Source organism: Streptomyces sp. NPDC002144 (genome assembly GCF_053593695.1).
In genome coordinates this window covers 1-19,870 of record NZ_JBSFDB010000072.1, presented here as the reverse complement: position 1 = coordinate 19,870, position 19,870 = coordinate 1, and the positions used below count along the sequence as shown (strand labels likewise).

Here is a 19,870-nt window from a genome sequence, read left to right as displayed (position 1 = left end):
GTCGCGGGCCAGACGCCGGTAGGTCACGCCCATCCAGCTGTTGGGGCGCGGGCGAGGGGTTGGAGGCTATGTCGAGTACGCCTTGTTGCAGGGCAGGGTGGGCCACCGCACGCGATCTTGCCCTCCGGTTCAGTAGGCTCCCTGCCCGGACAGCACCGCGCCCAGTGTGCGGGCGAGGATGACCAGGTCGAGCCTTGCGGAGTGGTGGTCGACGTAGTCAAGGTCCAGCCGCACGGCTTCTTCCCAGGGCAGGTCCGACCGACCGGAGATCTGCCAGAGGCCCGTGAGCCCGGGTTTTACCACCAGCCGCCGGCGGATGTCCGAGTCATAGGCTTCCACCTCTTCGGGCAGTGCCGGCCGGGGGCCGACCAGGGACATCTCCCCCCGGAGCACGTTGAAGAGCTGCGGCAGCTCGTCCAGGCTGTAGCGTCGCAGGACGCCACCGACTCGGGTGATCCGCGGATCCCGTCGGATCTTGAAGAGCAGGCCGCTGTCGTTACTGTTGGTGGCCAGGCGTTCGGCGAGCAGCCGGTCCGCATTGGCGACCATGGTGCGGAACTTCAAGAGCGGAAATGTGTGTCCGTTGAGGCCGACGCGTGTCTGCCGGTAGAAGACTGGTCCCCGGCTGTCGGCTTTCACTGCGCAGGCGGTCATCAGCATCAACGGTGCGAACAGGAGGAGCAGCAGGCTGGCCATGCATCGGTCGGCCAACGGCTTCAGCACTGGCCAGGCTCGCCCGCCGCCACCTGGCGCTGCGGCCGACGCGGAATCCCGGTCCCGTCCGTCGCTCCCCACGCCCCGCCGGTAGACGAGTGCCTCGGTGGGTAGTGCCTCGCCACTTAGCCGCATCTCGACGGCGAGCATCTCGTGGTGGATCTCCGTCAGGGCGTGTGCCAGGACACCAACGACCACGGCGGGCGATCTGCTCGGCAAGGGTGCCTTGCGGGTAGGGCGGGGCATACGGTGTTTCGGCGGTAGCCGGTCCTTGCCGGTGACGGCGGTGTACAGCTCGGTGCAGAGCTGTGCCGCCCGAAGCACGTCGATCCGGCACTTCTCACGCCCGGCGACTGCCCGCGGTGTGCGCCGCTCGGCCCAGCCGCGACGGTCGAAGCAGGCGTCGACGCGGCGCTTGACGTCGTCGAGCAGGTCCGTCAGCGCTTCGCGCAGCTGCCGAGCTGTCGTGTTGCCTGCGTCCAGGTTCCAGCGTTCGCGCGCGAGTTCGGTGGCCAGCTCGACATCCAAAACGAGTGCGCCGATGTCGCAGGCGTCCGAGGCGCCGGTCCTCTGCGCCAGGTCGAGCAGGGCAGGGGCGGCTCCGGCCGCGGCGTACTCGCGCGCCGACGCGGTCTGGACGGCCGACAGGCGGTCGGTTGGGAGGTTGACCGGTGGATAGGCGAGCCGGGGAGCTCGGGCCGATGACGGCCGGTACAGCGGCCAGAAGCGGCCGTCTTGCCGGGGCGACCGGGTGCCGGTCCAGAAGGCGTGCGGGGAGAACCCGGGCACGTCGCGCTCCAGCACTGCGTCGATCTCGCTGCTGCGTGGGGGCCGGTACCACGAGCCCGAGCCCGCCTGCGCCGTCAACCACTCGCAGAACCGCGCCACGTCCTCGAACCGCAAGCCGACGGCCGGCTCGTCGTCCTGGCCAGGCGGGTAGACCTGGTCGTCCCAGTGGTCGGGCACGAGGCACCCGCCGTCCTCGGGACGGGTGTCCAGGAAGTACTGGTACTCCAGCCAGGTGACGGGCAGGCCGACAAAGCTGTTCCGGCCGATCGCAATGTCCTGGGCGGGCCGCAGCCGCAGCCGCGCCTGCGCCGCGATGTGCCGGCTGGCCGGGTTCTCCCGCGCGTCAGCAGGGCTGATCAACCGCGCCACGGCGTCCCTGCTCGCCTCGGCGACCTGCTGGGACTCCGTGATGCACTGCGCGGCCAGCGCAAGCATGGCCGGATCGTCCGCCTGGCTCAGGCAGGCGTCGACGATCGCGGTGGCGTCCGACATGGTGCAGTACAGGTGGACCGTTTCGCGCCACCAGGGCTGGTCGAGCCATGCGAGGAGCTGATCCTGGAGCTGCTCTTCGCGGATGTGCTCGGCTGCCAGGTACTCCTGCAGTGTCAGATGGGCGAAGGCGTAGACGCCGTGTTCCTTCTCCACCAGAAGGCCTGACGAGCCTTCGACGCTTCGCAGGAAGTCCGCGGGCTCTACCGCGTCCGCCACCCGCGCGAGGGCGGGCGCGATCACCTGGGCCGCGTCCGTTGCGGGCAGTTCAGCCAATCCGCGGCACATCATCGTGTGGGCGAGGGCGCGTAGCACGGCCCGCTTGCGCCGGCCTGGCATGTCGAGGGTCACGCCCCGGGCTTCGTGGCGTTTGCCGAGGAAGACCTCGCAGATCTCCGCGTAGAGCTCGGTGCGGCTGCCCGGCAGCGCACCCTTGTAGTGGTGGACGTTGGCCACCATGGTCAGCAGCAGAGGGTTCGCGGTCAGTTCGTACAGGCCCGGGTTCTCATCCAGCCGCGACAGTAACTCCGCCGCGCCGCGCCGGGCGGCCAACCGGGAGGAGTCGTTGTCGGCCCCGTGGGAACGGATCGCGATGGCCCGGTACCACTGCTCGGCGAACAGGGTGATCTGACGGGTCGATAGAGGCTGGACTTCCACCACGGTCGCCCCAGCGAGGGGTCGGCTGCGGTAGCCGAACGGGCGGCTGGTGAGCACGAACTGGTTCCCCGACCAGGCCGCGGACTGCTCCTCGATCCAGTCTGCGACGGAGACACGCGCGGTGTCATCAGGCAGCTCATCCAGTCCGTCCAGCAGGAGCAGAACGTTCCCGGCGCGCAGGTTGGACTCCACCCACGACGGCGGTTCCCCCTGGTCGAGTTGGGCGAGACAGCGCCGTAACAGGTCGGGCAGCGTCCCTGCCTCCTCCGCGAACCACCGCTGGTGCTCGCGGAGGTTCACCAGCAGCGGCATCATGCCCGGTAGGCCCGTTGTCCGCGCAGCCCGGCCGCCAGTGGCCAGACGGAAGGCCACGTGCCGCAGCAAAGTGGTCTTGCCGGAACCCGGCGGCCCGATGACGGCCAGTACCGTTCCCTCCCGCCGGGCCCGCCGCAGCCAGTACCAGACCGACTGTTCACCCCGGGCCGGGTCCGCAGCGTGCTGACGCACCGGGTCGGGCGTCAGGACGTGCACAGGGGTAGGCACCAGTGACAGCGAGACCAGGACGTCCTGCATCTCGAGCGTGTACTCTCCCGCGGTCGACAGGCCCTTCACGTCCATGTAACGGGTGCTGGCCCGAACGTACTTGAGCAGTTGCCGGGTGTACGGGGACAGCCTGCGGCGGATCCACAGGTCGAGGGAATCAGCGGCACGCGTGACCCACCGCCCACGCAAGTCGCGCACCACCGCGCCGACGAAGGCGGCGCCAGCGACGACCGCCTCGTAGACCAGCAGCAGGCAGAAGGCGAGCAGGGGATGCTCCCGCAACTGCGCGGACCGGACGACGGCGGCGACGGGAAACCCGACCGACACCAGAACCAGCAGGCCCCCCTGCCCCAGCCGGCGCAACCACGCCGAATCGCCGCCCATGCGCCCCCCGACCCCTGCACCGCCGAATGGCGCCCATGATCCCGCCAAGCCCGCCCCGGCGCAGCCGTTCCCGGAAATTAGCGTCCGGCCTCGAAGCGGCTTACCGCTCCGCACACTACCGGTGGGCCCGGCTGCGTCAGCGGAGGTCTTACCTCTTTTCTGCGGCGGCCCGGTAGCCGAGGCCATCCTTGCTGGAGTGACGGGCGGGGGCGCCAGCATCCCGTGCTGCGCTGAAAACGACGAGGATCTCCAGCGGGTTGCCCGTACCCTCATCGCCCGGCTCTCTCCATTGGCCGGATCCCCCAGTGCGCGCACCGTCTGATCAGGCGTCGCTTCGCTGCTGAGACCACGGGCTCCTGTCGGTGTACGACGACGGCAGCTGGCGCCCGACCGAAGCCGAGTTCGAGTTCTCCGGAGCCTTGACCCGGACGCCCTCTGAGATACAAAGCCAGGCGGGACCCGTCACCGGCATGGAGGTTTGTAGCCGATTTGCGGTACGTAGCGTTTCCAGTCGGTTTCGAGAAGGGCGTCGGGCCCGGTGAAGCGGCAGACGTCGTCCGAGGCTCGAGAGACGCTGGTCTCCCACAAGCGCGCCGTGTCGTCGCTCGCGCCGCTCGCGAGCAGCGAATTCGCTCCGAAAGCAACGGAATTGACAGTGTTGGTGTGTTGCTGAAGCTGGCCGACGAGCTGGGGGTCGTGGTGGTTTCGGACATCCCAGAGCCATACCGATTGATCGAAGCCGCCGGCGGCGAGCTGCCGCGCGTCCCGGCTGAAGGCCAGCGAATTGACCAGTTCGGTGGGGCCGGACAGCTCCGCCGTGAGCTTCGGCTTCGTGGGGTCGTGCACGTCCCACAGCAGAACAGCGTGGTCGTTCTTCCCGCTGGTGGCTCCGCCGGCGGCGACGTAATGGCCGTCCGGGCTGTACGCGATCTGGCTGAAGACGAAGGTCTGGCCGGTCCCCGTGGGTAGGGACTTGGGCAATTCCTCGCCCAGGCGCCTGGGGTGGCGCGGGTCGGATATGTCGAGCAGGTAGACGCCCACCACCGAGCCGACCGCGAGGGTGCGGCCGGTGCGGTCGAAGGCCACCGTCTTCACCTCGCCGAAGGAGTCCTGCCTTCCGGTTGGCCTGATGGGCGGGTACTTCTTGGGCCGGTGGGGGTCGTGCACGTCGTACAGATAGACGCCGCCGTCGGTTGAGCAGATGGCCAGCACCTTGCCGTCTGGTGAGAAGGCGACGCAGGCGGGCTGGTTCTTCATGCCGGGTTTGATGTGCGCTTCACGGACCGGGCGGCGTGGATCGTGGACGTCCCACAGGTCGAACGACCAACCTTCACCGCCGGCCACCAGGAGGGGACGGGCGGGAGAGAATCCCACGAGCGCGGCCCCCTTGGTGGCCGTTGTGCCGAGGTAGCTGGAGTGGTGGCTGTCGGCCACTTTCCACAAGGTTGCGCCGGCGGATCCGCCCACTGCGAGGGTGTGTCCGTCGCGGGCGAAGGAGAGCGAGAGCACCTCAGAGTTCGCCTTCGTGACGACCGGACCGGGCAGGTCCCAGAGCTGCATTCGTCCGTTGCTGTTGAGGGTCAGCAGGTTGCCGTGGGATGAGAAGGCGACCTGCAGGACGCTCGTCGGTTCGGGAAGGTGGTCCAGTTGGCGACCGTCCGCGACATCCCATATGCGGACCGAGTCGTCGCTTCCGGCGCTGGCCACCGAGCGGCCGTCGGGCGAGAAGGCCAGGGTGGCGATCCTGTTAACGTGGCCGACCAGCGTCTGTCCCTGCTGCCTGGGCCGGCGCGGGTTCCGCAGCGACCACAGGGTGATCGGTCCGGTGTCCGTTCCTACGGCCATCGTCCGCCCGTCCGATGACACACTCAGAGCCGACAGCACTGCAGTCGGCTCGGAGAGCAGCTTGTCCGGGCGCTGCGCGTGAGCAGCCCCTCCGGGCCACATCCAGACGCCGTGGTCGTCGATCGCGACAAGTTCACCATGCGGCAGGAAGGCGAACGCATTGAAATCGCCCGGCTTTCCGTCTGCGCCGGTCAGCGGAAAGGCCTGGCTGGTGTTGTGCAGATCCCACACCCACGGCACACCGTCATCGATGTGCAGGGCCACGAGCCACCGGCTGTCCGGGGAGAAGGCGATGTCGGAGAAGCCCTTGCTGATCGAGTCGACGCCTCCCAGCCGCACCGGAGTCAGCTCTCCGGACCGCTTGCTTCCCAGATGCCACAGCCATACGTCGCCGTGTGCCTGCCCGGCCGCGAGCAGCGTGCCGTCGTCGCTGAAGGCCAGTCCGCGCATGGCGTAGGCCGGGCCGTGGAAGTAGACCGGCAGCTTCCGGGGCTGGCTGGGGTGGGCGGTGTCCCACAGCTGAACCGCCGGGACACGTTCCACACCCTGCGTCGGGCTGAAGGTGGACAACAGGCCCACGGCGGCCAGCGGTTGGTGCCGTGCTGTGGCGATAACCCTCGTGCTGGCGCTCGGGGTGGCCAGCACCGCCGAACCCGGAGAGGCGACAGTGCTGAGCAGACTGCCCCGCGTGACCGAGTTGTTGTTGATGCGCAGACCCGCCAGCGCCATCTGCATGGACGTGGGGATGTCTCGGTCCTTGAGGACCAACGCGCTGGCCGCCGCCTGTTTTGATATCGCGGTCTGCCGCTGGATGTAGAGGTAGCCGGCGGCCACGACCGCCGCGGCGGCCAGCAGTGCCACCGCTCCGAAGAGTGCCCGCCGGAAGTTCTTGAGCCGTCGCCGGGACCGGCGTTCCATCTGCTCCTGCGCCGTCCCGGCCGCGAGGAATGAGGTGACCAGCGTCGGGACCTGTGTGGCGAAACGCGGAGTATGTGCCCATTCCAGGGCTTCGGCGAGGCGTGAGCCGCGGTAGACCAGTGCCGTGTTGCGACCGTCCTCGTGCCATTCCCCTGCCGCGTCGACGATCCGCTGGCGCAGGTACAGCGTGGCACGGTCCTCGTCGAGCCAGGAGCGAAACTTCGGCCACCGGCGCAGCAGCGCTTCGTGGGTGAGGGTCGCGCTCTCCTGGTCCAGGGTGATCAGGCGGGCGCTCGCCAGGCGCTCCGCGACCTGGCGGACGCTGCCCTGCGGGAAGCGCATCAGGCCGTGGGCGGGGTCGTCCAGCCGGATCCGGCGCCGGGTATCGTCGGTGTTCTTGGACAGTTGGACCATGCTGAGCAAGATCGCTTTGGCTATCTCCTCGCCGTCGCTGATGTCCTTCAGCCCGTCGTGGAAGACCTCGTCAGCGGTCTTCGCGACAGCCTGCCAGACGCCGCCGGTGCGCTCGTAGGCGCCGAGGGTAAGCCGCCGCCCCTCCCGCCCTTTGTAGGTCTCCAGCAGCGCGTGGGACAACAGGGGAAGCACGCCCGATGCGTCATGGCCGGGCAGCGGCACGGCCGGGGGATCAGCGTCGCCGGGCGCCGACCGGGCGGCGTTGCCGGTGCGGATGTCGCTGAGAAGCCGCTCCACGAGTTCCGGGACGACATCAAGCCCCACCTGCTGGGCCGGACCCTGAACGGCCCGTCGAATGGCGTCGTCACCCATGGGGGGAACGAGGACATTGCGCTTCTGCAGGGCCTCGCACAGCCGGGGGTGCGTGGCGCTGGCGATGAAGTCGGCCCGCAGGACCAGCACGACAATGACCCGATCGCTCTGGGCGATGGCATCCAGCGAGGACAAGAACACGTCCGTCTCGTCCTTGCTGCGGGCCAAGGTGAACATCTCCTCGCTCTGGTCCACCACGAGCGTCAGCCCGTCGCCCATGGTGTCTGCCGAGCCGAGAAAGCCCTGCAGCAGTCCGAGCGCGGCCGAGGGCCGGGACCTCAGGCGATCCTCCGTCTCCTCGGGCGTCAGGCCGGCCGCGTCTGCCAGGACCGTGGCCAGGGACCGGAGCGGGTGCGGGCCAGGGGTGAAGGAGCGCTGCAGCCACAGGCCGGGCATGGTCTTCTCGAGGGCGGGCAGCAGGCCGGCGTGCACGACCGAGGACTTCCCCGCCCCCGAGGCGCCTACCACCGTGACCATGCCGCGGCGCTCGTGCGCGCCGCGGACGGTGGCCACGAGGAGATCGACGACCTCGCCCCGGCCGAAGAACAGCCCCGCGTCACCCGGGCCGAACGGTTCCAGGCCGAGATACGGGCAGTAGTCGACCGACTCGTCGGGGGGCTCGACGCCACGCGGCACGATCGCGGGCCGGCTCCGGTTCTCCGCGAGAACGATCTCTCCGGCCGTTCCCGAGGAGAACTGGGCCGGCGGCGGACAGCCTGCGTCCGGCAGGATGCTGCTCAGCCGGTGATAACTGTCCCTGACGGTGATGCGGCCGCCCAGCCGCGGATCCCCGAGGGCCAGCAGCTTGACCAAGGCGTTGGTGAAGGCCGTACCGCGGCCGTCAGACGCGATCACTGCGGGCGCGTCGCCGACCGCAGCCAGCACGTAGCAGCCGTGCGGAAGAGACGAGGAGAAGGGCTCGTAGCGCACGCTGCGCAGGTCCTTGCGGGAGCGCCCGGAAAAGCAGCAGTCCAAGAAGACAGCGGTGCCCGACGGCCCGGTCCGCTCCAGCACCCGGCTCAGCATGCGAAACGACCAGCCGTGCTCCTCCGGTGCCGTGTGCGCGGCCTCGTCGGTCAGCATGTGCAGTTCGCCGCGCGCCCCGGCCCGGCCGTGACCGATGTAGAAGACCAGGAGCCCTTCCCCAGCGGTCCGCGCCGCGAGGGCGGCGGCGGTCAGGCGGCTGTCCGCCTCCGCCGCCGACGGACCGACGAGGACCTCCAGCCGCTCCTCGGGGATCCCGCACCGCTCCAGCAAAGTCACTTCCAGCGCACGGGCCGCGTATCTGATGGCCTGCCCATCAGGCCGGTCCGTTTCTTGTGGGGCGGGCGTGCCCACACCGACGATCACGATGGCCCGCAGTTCCCTTGGGGCGGCGGGCGCAGGGCTCATGACGGATCGTCCGACGAGTCGGTGTCCAAAAACTCCCGCAACTCTTGCAGCAGCCGGTCGTCGTGCTCCGGTGATCGGCTCACCCCGGCGACGGAGAAGGAACTCCCGTCCCGCCGGGTCACCTTGATCGTGAGATTTCCCTTGCGGGTACGCAGCCAGGTGGTCAACACGCGTGCCACTGCCGCTACCGCCCCGCCCGACGATCCGAGCGTCAGCAGAAGCGTCCCCAAATTGTTCCCAAGCGTGCCCGGTTGCACCTCTCCCGGGAGATGAGCAACCGCGTCGGCGAGCTCCTCCTCGTCAGCGAGATGGTCGAGCAGAGAAAAAAGATCATCATGACCGGCCTCGTCACCGGCAAGACCGACGATCACGTGTGCTGTCATCCTGTTCCCCCTGGCACACCCGCAGCGTGGCACTGCCGCACCCCCCACAGGTGCGATGCAGCAAGCTAGCAAGACGACCCGGCGGATGCGGGCAAAACAAGAGGGCCCGCATCGCACTTGGCCGGTCGGCCGGGACCGCCCGGGCAGCAGATCACCTCATCGTCGACCGGCACGGCACACCGTTCGCCGTCTCCCCGATCGGCGGACACCGCTACGACACCACACAGCTGATCCAGCTGCCGCGATACCGCATATACGCGGGATGCCCGGCTGGCTTTGCCGACGGCCCCGGGGTGTGCTCGCCGACTGCGGATCCTCCCTCGACGGGCATCGACGGGCGTGCGGCCCGTACTTGGTGATGACCTGCTGGTAGGCCGCTGCCGTCGCGGCGGACCGTGCCCCGGCCTGCCGCGGCTTCGACACGCACGCCTCGTTCGAGCCGACGGGGCCGGAGGGACGGCGGGTGCGGCGCACCTGGGCCTGGCATCCAGCGCCTTCGGGTCGAGCCCCGACCACTTGTGGCCGGTCGCGAAGAACTTGCTGCGGGCGAGGACCGTCAACATGGCATGCCGCACTCAACGACACGATGCCGACTCTGCCTGACAGCGATTCCCGGTGGCGTCAGCGAACCGGCCGCCGTATCAGCGTGGCTCGTTGTAGCCGGGAAGTCCCAGTGGGCTGGGGGTGAGGGGGAGGTTGTCGTCGGGGGCGTCGGCGAGATAGATGCGGTAGTGCTCGCCGTCCTGGGGGCGCAGGACGACTTTCATGCCGGCGGCCCGCCCTGCGCGAAGGGCTTCGATGGCTTGGAGACCGTTGTCGGCGACGACGCGCGCGTGGAAGAGATGGACGGGGCCGATGTCCATGTTGTGTCCGCCGAGGGTGATCTCGAATCCCGGGGGGCTGACGCGTAGGCACTGTGGCTGCTGGCCCAGGACGGCTCGCAGGGCGGGATCGTCTTGGCCGTTGAGGGTGACAGTGATCGTGCGGGCGGGGCGATAGGCAACGCAGCGGCCTTCGATGAGGAGGCGGGCGATGCGCAGGTCGATGCGCTCGAGGCCGGTGCAGTCCAGGGGAACGGGGAAGAAGGTCTCGCAGTGACGCTGCACGACGTCCAGGTCGGAGAGGTAGAGGAGGAGGCTGTCCACCTCGGCGACGTCGCTGGCGCTGCCGGCTCCGGCCATGGTTCCGGAGCCGGCGGCTTGGCCGTTGATGTTGACCTGGAATGAGCCGCCGCGCAGGAGCCGGCGATAAAGGCGCAGGACGTTCATGGCCTCGGCGGGCGTCCGACCTTCCAGGTCGAAGGAGTACCTCAGGGCTCCCGCCGCCTGGTGGTCAAACGGGACGAGGACCTGCAGGCGAGCGCCGTGAACGGCGGCCTCCACCGATCGGCCTACTCCTCCCGATCCCATCGCGATCAGGCGTCCGGCGTACCGTCCGGCCCGAGTTCCAGCAGTGTCGAAGAACTGGATCTCGGCTGCGGCATCGGCCTCGACGACGAGGGGTAGAGGTCTCCAGATCACGCCGACGTCGGTGACGGTATCCGTCAGCCACTCCGGGCCTTCGATGGTCAGACTTTCCACCGCCTCGGGGTCGAGGCGCACCTCCTCAGCAACGCCGTAGCCCAGTGCCCGGTTCAGGGCTGCGCGCACATCCGCGTTGATTGCCTTCGCACGGGGCGTCAGAAGCAGCCTGACCGGGCTGACTTCGTGCGCGAGCGCGTGCTTGCCGCGCAAGGTCTGGATCACCATGTCACCCTGGCGTGTGAAGTCCCACGTCCAGTGAGGATCGATACCGTCCGCTCGGCTGCCCAGAGCACGCACCCGTTCGACCAAATCGCCGCGATCGGCCAGGAGAGCCTTCTCCCGGCCGTAGTCCCGGGCCGCTTCGCGGGCCTGGTCCCGGGTGAATGTGGCTTCCAAGTCCGCGTGAACGGCGAAGCCGTTGTCGAGGGCGGCCCGGTCCATGACGGACACCTTCACCGCCTGACCGTCAGAGAGCTTGTCGACGAAGGAACGCTCGGAGGAGGTGAGAGCGCAGGGGACCACGAGCGTCCACTCCACCGGGTCGTGCTGCACGGCCCGGCGAAACGACTGCTGAATCGCCCGACGCCGGCCTCGATGGGAACCGGGGAAGCCGTCGGGGTGGTACTTGAGTTGGAAGATGTGCAGGCCAGCATCCGTACGAACCATCACGTCGATGCCGCCGTCGCCCCCGCGCCCGTTGACCGCGATCGCCTGGCCGTCGAACATCCTAAACAGCAGTGCCTCGACATGCCGGTCGAAGGCTGGCTGCCCGATACGCTCCCAGTCGATCGCCACTCCGCGCCCCTCCCCCTCGTAGCTCGCATCCTCACATACGAGTCCGACACTGGTACCGCAGACGGAAGCTGGCCAGACGGAGGACGGACACCCGCACTGACGAGCAACGCCTGTCAAAGCAGGTTCGCTATCCCCACTAGGCGGCGGTGGGTGAAGACAAGGTCGCGGATACGGCCCACGGCCTGGGGCGCGGTGTGGGCCAGGACCGGAAGGGCGTGGTGCCAGCCGTCGCCGGCGAGTGCATCGGCCAGGAACTGGTGTGCCGGGATGGCGGCTTGTGTGGTGTCGGGCGGCATATCCAGCAGGGCCAGGCAGCGCAGTGTGTCGCTGAAGACGGTGGTGCTGCTGTCCCAGGTCGGCTGCAGCTGGGTGGAGGTCTGGGTGAGGTAGGCGGCAACGGCGGCGAAGGCTTGGGCACGGTCGGCTGGATCGCGGTGGAGTTGAGCGGCGTGGTGGGCGGTGTCGTAGTCCTGGAAGACGGCGAAGGCGACGGCGAAGGCGTCGGTCGGGATCTCTGACGGCGGAGCGTCCGACCAGTTGCGCCAGGACCGGTGGAGTGCCTGATGGGCTTCCTCGCGCTGGCTGGGGGAGGCGACGATGACTGCTACGAGGATTTCTTCCAGCGTGGCCTGCTGTTGTGCGGCCCGCTGCTGGGACCATATGCGCTCGATCGCTTCGTCGATCCGCTCCCTGCTGGGCGGGTGCGTGTCGCCGATCGCGACCGCGAGTTCAGCGAGTTCCACGATGCGGCTGCCGTGCCCGGACGTCGTGGCCACTATGCGTTGGCACTGTTGGTCGATGAGGTGCGTGGCCTGCTCGGGGTCGTGGCGGCGTAGTGCGGCCGCGATCGCGATCAGGGTGCGCTGGCGTCGAAGACTGTCGGGCTTGCCGATCTCGCCGGCCAGGGCCAGTGCACCGTCGCGCTCTCCTGCAGATGCCAGCGCGTGCGCGGCAGCGCGCTGGGCAGCTGACACCCGGTAACCGGGCGCGCCGTCGAGGATTTTGAAGTTGTCGGCGTCCTCCAGTGCCCAGGCTCGGTCGGCGGCCGAGTGAGCGAGCTGCCGGGCCTGTGTCGCATGTCCCAGGGCCGCGGCCGAGGCGGCGGCAGCCGCGAGGGCTTGCACCTGGCTCACTGGGTCCTTGAGGTCCTCGGCCAGTCGCTGCGCATCGGCGTCGTCGACGGCAGCGAGTGCCGCGCACAGCACGATCAGCCATTCCGACCACACACGGCGGTCATGGGGCGATGCCGCAAGCAAGTCCATGGCCTCGTGCAGCCGTCTGTCGGCGTCGTCGCGCCGTCCCTGTTCAGCAAGATCGCATGCCTGCTGTGCAAGGGTTTCCGCTGTGAGCCCCGCCTCCACTCCTGGAGGCGGGGCATCGGGCAGCAGCGCGCGTGCTGCTGCCAGGATGTCCCGGCCGAACCACCCGGTGCGCAGGTCTTCGGGGACGTCGGCCACCAGCTGGCGGGCCTCATCGACGCCACCGGTGCCCACCAGCGCCCGCACCACACTCTCCAGCATGGGTTCCAGGAGAAGACCCAGATGCGACCTGTCGTTACGGGACAGCGAACGCGGTGCGCGCAGCGCGTTTTTGAGGGGGCGCGTCGCCTGCTGCGTCAGGGCGGCAGCCTCATCGGGCCGATCCGCGATCAGTGCCGAGGCAGCCACCGCATGGACAGCGCAGGCTTCCAGACTTTCGGGGAGTGCGTGCGCGTACTGGCTGATGCGCTCCTCCACACGGCCGGTGCGCGGCTGGGAAGCGGCCTCGGCAACGGCTGCCCACGCCCGCACCGGCGCCGTCGGGTCAGCAGCCCACCCCGATGCCAGTTCACCGGCACAGCGTTCCGCCACATCCAGCAGCTCCTCCGCAAGCCGCGCATCGCGGGCGGCTGCGGCCCGCGATGCCCGCACCGCCATGCTGCACTTGAGGATTTCGTCGCCCTCTCCGGCCGGCGGCCTGAGCGAGTCGAGCAGGGCGCGTCCCTCATCGTCCTGGCCCACCGAGATCAGCGCGATGGCGGCCTCGCCCGCAGCGACCTCAGCGTCGTACTCGTCCCCGTTCGCCGCGGACGATTGGTAACGCGCCTGCACCGCCCAGCGGGCTGCCTCCTGCGCCGCTTCGGCCGCGCACTGCGCGTCGATACTGGTAAGGGCGCCGGCCACCTGTGCCAGCCGGATGGCCTTGGCCGGCGTGTACGGTGCGGTCCGGGCGAGATCGATGGCCCGCTGGGCGTGCCCCAGGCGGGCGAAAGCCACCGCAATGCTCGGTGGCAGTGCCCGGGCCTCTTCATGCAGCAGCTCCCGCGAGGCCGCCAGCGCCGCCAACACCCCGAAATCCCGGGGCCTCTCCCGTTCGACCAGCTGACGCGCCTCCTCGAGATCGGCCAGCGCCGTGTCGACGGAGGAGCGGGCCAGCAGTGCCATCTGGCGACGCGGTTCAAGGACGAGTGACACAAACCGCTCGGTGCTGCCCGTGCCGCGCAGCAGACGCGGATAGTCGTACAACAGGTACGCGGGGGTTTCCGGCGGCCAGTGCTTGGCCCGAAAGCCATCGGCCCAGCCATGCAGCCGGGCCGCGCATTCAGCGATGACGGATGACCCCAGAGCGCTCACAGCGCTGCGGCGGAGTTCCTCGTGGCCCAGGAGATATGAGTGAGGGTCCGCTGCCGGTCCCGGCCGCAAACGGTGACGGTGTTCGTCAACGAGGAAGCTGCGCCCGGCGATGCTGCGCAGCCGCCGCCTGACATCGTGCGGGCGGACGCCGAGCAGATCCGACAGGTCACGGTCCGACAGGGCGCCGCGAGCGGCCACCAGCAGCCCGAGCAGGTTGCTGCCGATCGGCGTGTCATCCAGCAGCTGCTGCAGTTCCCGCTCGGCCACATCGCTGATCACCCGGGCGCGGGATGAGGGAGTCAGCGCGCGGACGATGCCCGGGTCCCGCAGCGGGTGGTCATCGGGTACGTCGGCGGGGACGGGCGGATGGGGCCGACCGGTGACAATCATGCGCATGCCCGCGGGCGGGTGCTTGGGCAGCAGGGCAGCGATGCTGTGCCCGCCCGGCCCGCTCCCGCCGTCCTCATCCAGGCCGTCCACCACAACGACCAGCCGGTGCCCCCGCTCGCGGCAGGCCTCGGCCGCAGCCATACACAGCCCCGCGAACTCCTGCACCCCGATATCTACTTGGGCAGGATCGCGTCCTGCGACAACGGCCAGTTGCTGATTTACCCCCCGCACGAACGCGTCACGGTCGTTGTTGCCGAAGCGTTCGCCGATGAAGTAACTCACGACCTCCGCCGCCGCCGGCTGCCGACTTGCGAACTCCGCCATCAGCGCCGACTTCCCCGCCCACGGGCCGGCTTGCCACCACACGTACGCGCCCTGACCCTCGGCATCGTCGGCGGTGCAAAACGCCTCGAGGTCCAGCAGTTCATCCTCTCGCTCCAGCAACGCATCGGAGCGGACGTACTGCTCAACCCACGCCGCGTGACCGGCCAGCACACGCGTTCCGGACTGTTGGACGGCGCTGCCGACAGCCTGTTGCATCGGCCGGAGCGGGTTGCCGGGCCGGGGCGGCCGCCCACCACGTCTGCGCTCCCCTTCGGCACGCGCTAGCCGCAACAGTTGACCCCACCGGCCCTCAGAGAGCGCTGCATACCTGGACTCGTGCTGCGCTGCCCGGGCGTTCAAGTGCCGGATCAAGGCGCGAAAGTACCGAGTGCTGGGCAAACCGGGAGCACTCTGACCCCGCAGCCATTCGCTCAAGCTCGACTTGCTGATGCTCTCGCCCTCGAGCCGCAGCAGCCTGTCCTGCACCGGCTTCCCGGCGGCCTCGTACAGCATCCGCAGCTCTTCCGTAAAGCGTGTAAGTGCCGGACCGGAGGCGGCCACGTTCTCCTCCTCCGCCGTCCCAACAGCCAGACAGAAGCTGGCCGGAAAACCTGTGTCATGGGGTCTGACCAGCGTAGCGACCTTTCTCCGACGCGGCGCGACATCGCCGGAAACCCCCCGGAAAACGGATAACGGACCTGTCACCGACCGGCAGAAGCCAGCCGGACGCGTCCTTTGGAGGTCACCAGCTGTGTACGTACTGTCCGCATGGCATCACCACGGTGCCATGACGATCCCCGCGCTGCGGCAGACCGAGGAACGGAGGAGCCGGACGTGAACCTCCTCCTCAACGCCCTACCGGAGTTCCTCGGCAGCCTGGCCGCGGCCGCCGCCATCAGTGGCACCGCTCGGCTCACCCGCTGGCTGCGCCGGCGCCGAGTACTTCCACCCGCCTCCCACACCATCCAGCCCAAGCCGCATATCGACGATCCGATGCATGCTCCCTTCCTGACGGGCCTCGCCACCGGGAACGGAACACCGACGGTCCGCTGCTGCACGCTGATCGGGAGCGTGACCGCCGACGGAAGCCAGGCACACAGCCTCAACATCGGATCTGCCGACAGCACCGTCCTCGTGATCGACGGGCGTGCTGGAACTGACCGTTCTCCAGAGGGACGGCAGCTGGAGGCAGCGGCGCAGCACCTCGGGCCGGTCGAGGATGAGAAGTTGAGCCTCGTATCGGATGACGCGTAGCCGCTGAATGCACAAGATGGGCACTGCTTCCGAGGCGCGGCGTTGATTTCGCACCGCGCCTCGGACACGCTCGGCCCGAGAGCCTCTCAGCTGCCTCAGGCAGCCGCCATGCCCCTCCTCGAAGGCTTCATCGTCGCGATCGGGGTCAAGACCGCCCAATGGGTGATGCCTTCCATGCTGCGCGAGTTCGTCGGCGTGCAGCAGCAAATGGCAGCACTCAAATAGATCCACCAGGACATCCAGAAGAGGAACGTCAGCTCGCAATCGGCCATTTGGAGGCCGCTTGCAAGACCTGGGATGCTGCTTTGGGTGAGTATCCCTTTGTTCAGTCCGGTAGAAGTGACCAAAGAATGTGAGAAATGGTGAGCCCCCTTTCTCACTAGTTGGCAGTCTGAGAGTCACCCCTCCGGTGGCAGCTGCACTCGATCGGAGTTACCCTAACTTGAGGAGAATTCCCTATTCGGGAGATGAGCAAGATTAGGTCGGGTTCACCTCGATCAATGAGCCGGACATCAAGGCCACTGGGATACCGCCTTCATGTAATCGGGAAGTGACATGGCGCAGTTCGGACCAATGCTGAGCCTCATCGATGGGATCGCGCGAACGTCAGTCCGGGATTTCCCGGAGGGCGTGTATCGAGGATTCCCTAACTTCGGCTTGCCTGTGCGGCTAAGACCGGGCCCAGACTGGTCGGGACGTGTTGACGTATTGGCAACGTTTACGCAGGAGGACACAAGCTCCCGTAGACGCGCCCTTGGAAGCGCGGCAGAGCGCGGTTTCCACGTGACCACGTGGACTGGCCGGGCAGCGGCCGGGTCAGTGGAGATCAGTCGCCTCGGCTTGCTGGCCGACAGCGACGATGGCATGTACGTGGAAGCCGCTGCCCTGGTTTACCCCGAACTGAACGACTCGGTGCCCGAAGCGTGGGACAGCCCGCTCGCGCCATCCCAAGGTGGGCCAACGGGGGCCGGCGTCATTGTCGGAATCATCGACTCAGGAGTGGATGTCAACCATCCCAGTTTCGTCGACTCTAGCGGCCATACCCGGATCCTTCGGCTATGGGACCAGACAGTCGCCAGCGGGCAGCGCCCCGCAGCGTACGATTATGGAAGCGAGTGGGACTCGGCTGCAATCGGCCTCGAAATTTTGGGGTCTTCGTCTCCTGCTTCGGTCGATTCCACCGGACACGGCACGGCGGTGGCCGGAATCATTGCCAGCAACGGCCGGGGAGGCCGGGGGTATTGTGTCGGCGTCGCCAGCGAGGCAGAGCTGATCGTAGTAAAGCTCGATGCGGGACTGGACTACGCGGATACCGCGAATCTAACCGATGCAGTCAGGTATATCTTCGAGGTCGCCGAAGGCCTGGGGAAGCGGGCAGTGGTCAATCTGAGCCAAGGGGTGCAACGAAGCCCGCGCGACCCAAACGGCCAACTCGAAGTGTTAATCACAGAACTTCTGGAAGCCAACCAGGAGCGCATCCTAGTCACCTCGGCTGGCAATTTCGGTGATGCCAAAACACACGCGCTTCTTCAACCGGTGCAAGGCCAGAGCACGGATCTCAAGGTGGACGTGCCCCGAGGAGTTGGCCCCTCCGTCGTGATCGACTTCTGGTCCGATCGCACAGACTCTCTCCATTTCCAGGTCATCGATCCACGAGGGAATCTGAGTGCAACGGTAACCGGTCGAACGCACCACTGTATATTTACGAATAGTGACCTTTGTGATTTCGTCAGGGTGTCGAATGCTCATGGTGTCGAAGCCGACAATATGCTGATCACCATCAGGGCGATTCCTCATGTCTCCCCGGGCGCCTGGGTGGTCCGCATCACAGGCGATCGGGTGGCAAGCTCGTCTCCTGTGCATGCATGGCTGGAACGGGGTCTGCTCGACTCCCCGAAATTCCAGGCCCCATTCGCAGACGCCTCCTGCACTGTAACGCCTCCGGCCACCGCGGACGGGGTGATCGTCGCCGGTTCCTACTGCATGAATCCCACACGCGGCCAGCTTGCTCAAAGCTCCGGCCAGGGCCCCGATCGGACAGGCAACCCGCTATTGCTCCTCACTGCTCCAGGGGAGCCCATTACCAGCTGTTGCCCCCTTGCGCAGTGCACCTCAATGCACGCTCAGGGCGCCGGCACGTCGCTCGCCGCAGCCCATGTGACGGGAGCTATCGCCCTCATGCTGGAGAAACGGCCTTGGCTCAGCCGAGACCAGGTACTGAAGTGTCTGTTGCAGAACGCCCGCACAGACCAGGACACGCAAGCCGGACCGCCAAACGCCTGGGGAGCGGGAAAGCTGAACATCCATGCGGCGCTCAACTGCCCCTGAATCACCCATCCATGCATTGGAGTCACCTATGGGACTGAACGCCAATATTGTGACGGAGCCAGGTCTCTTTGACCTTGCGAAGGAAGACTCCCAACACGACGTCCTGTACCAGAGTGCCGTTAGCAGCTTCCTTGCAACGGAGGGAATCGCGGGTACCGCAGTCGAGTCGGATCTAACGGGCCAAATCGAACGCCGTGTCCGCGAGTCAACGGCGGAAAGTTTCAGGTGGCTTGACGCGGTGCGTAGCTGGCTCCTAGACGAAGAGCATTCGGTCGTCGACGAAGAGACTCAGATGGTCAAACTGGGAGCCTACTGGCTCACCGTTCCTCCTGCCCCAGGGGCCAGCACTTCGATCGACGTCGAGAGCGAAAGCACACAGGATGCGGCAGCGGCGTTCAAACTCGCGGGCATTGGGGGTGGCCCGAAATTTACTATCACGTTAAATGAAGGCATCACCACCACCGTGGATACCGACACACTGATTTCCCTTTCGGCCCCAGGAACGATCCAGACGATCGATGTGACCCGTGGTGGCCAGAGAATCACCCAGTATCCTCGGTTGGCGTCTCTAGACAAAGACGACCTGACATGGAGACTTACTGAGGCTCGTCCGCCATCTCCCGCCGCAGGAGTCACGCCGATCGAGAGCCGGCACTACGACGCGTCAAGCAGTGGTGAAATCAGGGCCACCTTCGAAGTTGCTAGCGGCACGGACTGGGAATTCGGTGTTGATTTTAACGCCGCGAATCTGGGACTCGAGATCAAGTGGACTACGACCGTCTCGTACAAGAGTGGCGTCAAGTTCACTTACGCACTGCCAGCCGGCGGCCGCTACCTGGCTGCTACGTATTCAGACATCCCGACCCGTCTCTGGTCCATCGAGACGTAGCGATGACCGCAGCCTACGTCCAGGGCGGCGTCGTTCAACGGTCTGGGCGAACCACCGCAGCGTCCACTTCCTCCTCGACGGGCATCTCGTCACCACGGTCCCATCCCGGCTGCGACCGGAGGACATCGCCTACCTGACCATGCGCTACGGCGCCCGTCCGGCCGGTCCCGAGCCCGCACCCGCCGCCCTGCCCAGGGCCCGAAGCGGCACGGCCATCCTCGCCGCCGGCGAGCCCGTCGAGGTCGACCGCAAGGTCCATCGCGACGGGATCGTCTGCCTGGCCGGAGGCCGCCACCAGGTGGGCTTCCCCCTCGCCGGCCGCACGATCACCCTCCGCCTCGACGGGCACCTCATGCACGCCATCGCCGACAACGCGCTGATGGGAACGTGGCCCTGCCCCGTTCCGGCCGACCGTCTGGGGCAGATCGACGGGGCACGGACGGCGACGTCACCGCTGCCGCCTCCGCCCCTGCCTGCTGGTGCCATCCGGGCCCAGCGCAAGGTGCATGCAAGCGGCCGTTTCATGATCAACGGCCAGTTCATCAAGCTCGGCCCGCGCCATGCGGGAAAGATCGTCACCGTCATCATCGAGGACACTCACTACCGGATCCTGCACGGCGAGGACGAACTCGCTGTCCGCCCCCGCAAGAACCTCGGACCGATCACCAGGCTCTACGTCAAAGGCATGGGCACCCAGGAGGACCGTCAAGGATCTCCTGACGACAAACCGTCAAGGAAGTCCTGAGACCTCACACCGAGACTGCGGCCGTGGATGGTGGACTGCTGATCCCGTGGGCGCGGTGCGGGCGATCCCACCGTGGAGGCCGTGGCTGTAGCTGCTGGCCGCGGCCCCTG

General features: G+C 67.6%; 7 protein-coding genes and 3 pseudogenes. 4 read left to right on the top strand and 6 right to left on the bottom strand.

The window, feature by feature from the left end; genetic code table 11:
• Nucleotides 1–129: 129 nt before the first annotated feature.
• From ACWCQ1_RS47015 to ACWCQ1_RS46990, 6 genes and pseudogenes are all read right to left on the bottom strand, one after another.
• Nucleotides 130–744 (bottom strand): annotated as a pseudogene (locus ACWCQ1_RS47015) (sugar transferase); the annotation flags it as partial.
• Nucleotides 745–2,601: 1,857 nt separating this feature from the next.
• A pseudogene (locus ACWCQ1_RS47010) lies at nt 2,602–3,222 on the bottom strand (NACHT domain-containing protein); the annotation flags it as partial.
• An 816-nt stretch (nt 3,223–4,038) separates the two neighbouring features.
• A complete protein-coding gene (locus ACWCQ1_RS47005) occupies nt 4,039–8,517 on the bottom strand; it encodes an nSTAND1 domain-containing NTPase (protein ID WP_451029468.1) in 4,479 nt (1,492 codons plus the stop codon).
• Nucleotides 8,514–8,900, bottom strand: coding sequence for an effector-associated constant component EACC1 (locus tag ACWCQ1_RS47000; RefSeq protein WP_451029467.1), 387 nt, complete (start codon nt 8,898–8,900; stop codon nt 8,514–8,516). The genes ACWCQ1_RS47005 and ACWCQ1_RS47000 overlap by 4 nt, the downstream gene beginning before the upstream one ends.
• A gap of 641 nt (nt 8,901–9,541) precedes the next feature.
• Nucleotides 9,542–11,218 carry a hypothetical protein gene (locus ACWCQ1_RS46995; RefSeq protein ID WP_451029466.1) on the bottom strand — a complete coding sequence of 559 codons (1,677 nt, stop codon included), beginning with the start codon at nt 11,216–11,218 and terminating at the stop codon, nt 9,542–9,544.
• 113 nt (nt 11,219–11,331) lie between these two features.
• Nucleotides 11,332–15,105, bottom strand: coding sequence for a hypothetical protein (locus tag ACWCQ1_RS46990; protein WP_451029465.1), 3,774 nt, complete (start codon nt 15,103–15,105; stop codon nt 11,332–11,334).
• A gap of 273 nt (nt 15,106–15,378) precedes the next feature.
• Here ACWCQ1_RS46990 and ACWCQ1_RS46985 point away from each other — a divergent pair, with 273 nt between their 5' ends.
• The 4 genes and pseudogenes from ACWCQ1_RS46985 to ACWCQ1_RS46970 all read left to right on the top strand — a co-directional run.
• Complete coding sequence (locus ACWCQ1_RS46985) at nt 15,379–15,798, top strand: hypothetical protein (protein WP_451029464.1); 420 nt, start codon at nt 15,379–15,381, stop codon at nt 15,796–15,798.
• Between the two features lie 819 nt (nt 15,799–16,617).
• Nucleotides 16,618–18,126, top strand: coding sequence for a S8 family serine peptidase (locus tag ACWCQ1_RS46980; RefSeq protein ID WP_451029463.1), 1,509 nt, complete (start codon nt 16,618–16,620; stop codon nt 18,124–18,126).
• A gap of 28 nt (nt 18,127–18,154) precedes the next feature.
• Nucleotides 18,155–19,015, top strand: coding sequence for a hypothetical protein (locus tag ACWCQ1_RS46975; protein ID WP_451029475.1), 861 nt, complete (start codon nt 18,155–18,157; stop codon nt 19,013–19,015).
• A 28-nt stretch (nt 19,016–19,043) separates the two neighbouring features.
• Nucleotides 19,044–19,760, top strand: a pseudogene (locus ACWCQ1_RS46970) (IS481 family transposase); the annotation flags it as partial.
• Nucleotides 19,761–19,870: the final 110 nt, after the last annotated feature.

Bases quoted from the DNA above. Each gene is read 5' to 3' on its own strand.
- ACWCQ1_RS46975 (WP_451029475.1), top strand. From the start codon at position 18,155: ATGGGACTGAACGCCAATATTGTGACGGAGCCAGGTCTCTTTGACCTT.
- ACWCQ1_RS47000 (WP_451029467.1), bottom strand. From the start codon at position 8,900: ATGACAGCACACGTGATCGTCGGTCTTGCCGGTGACGAGGCCGGTCAT.
- ACWCQ1_RS47005 (WP_451029468.1), bottom strand. From the start codon at position 8,517: ATGAGCCCTGCGCCCGCCGCCCCAAGGGAACTGCGGGCCATCGTGATC.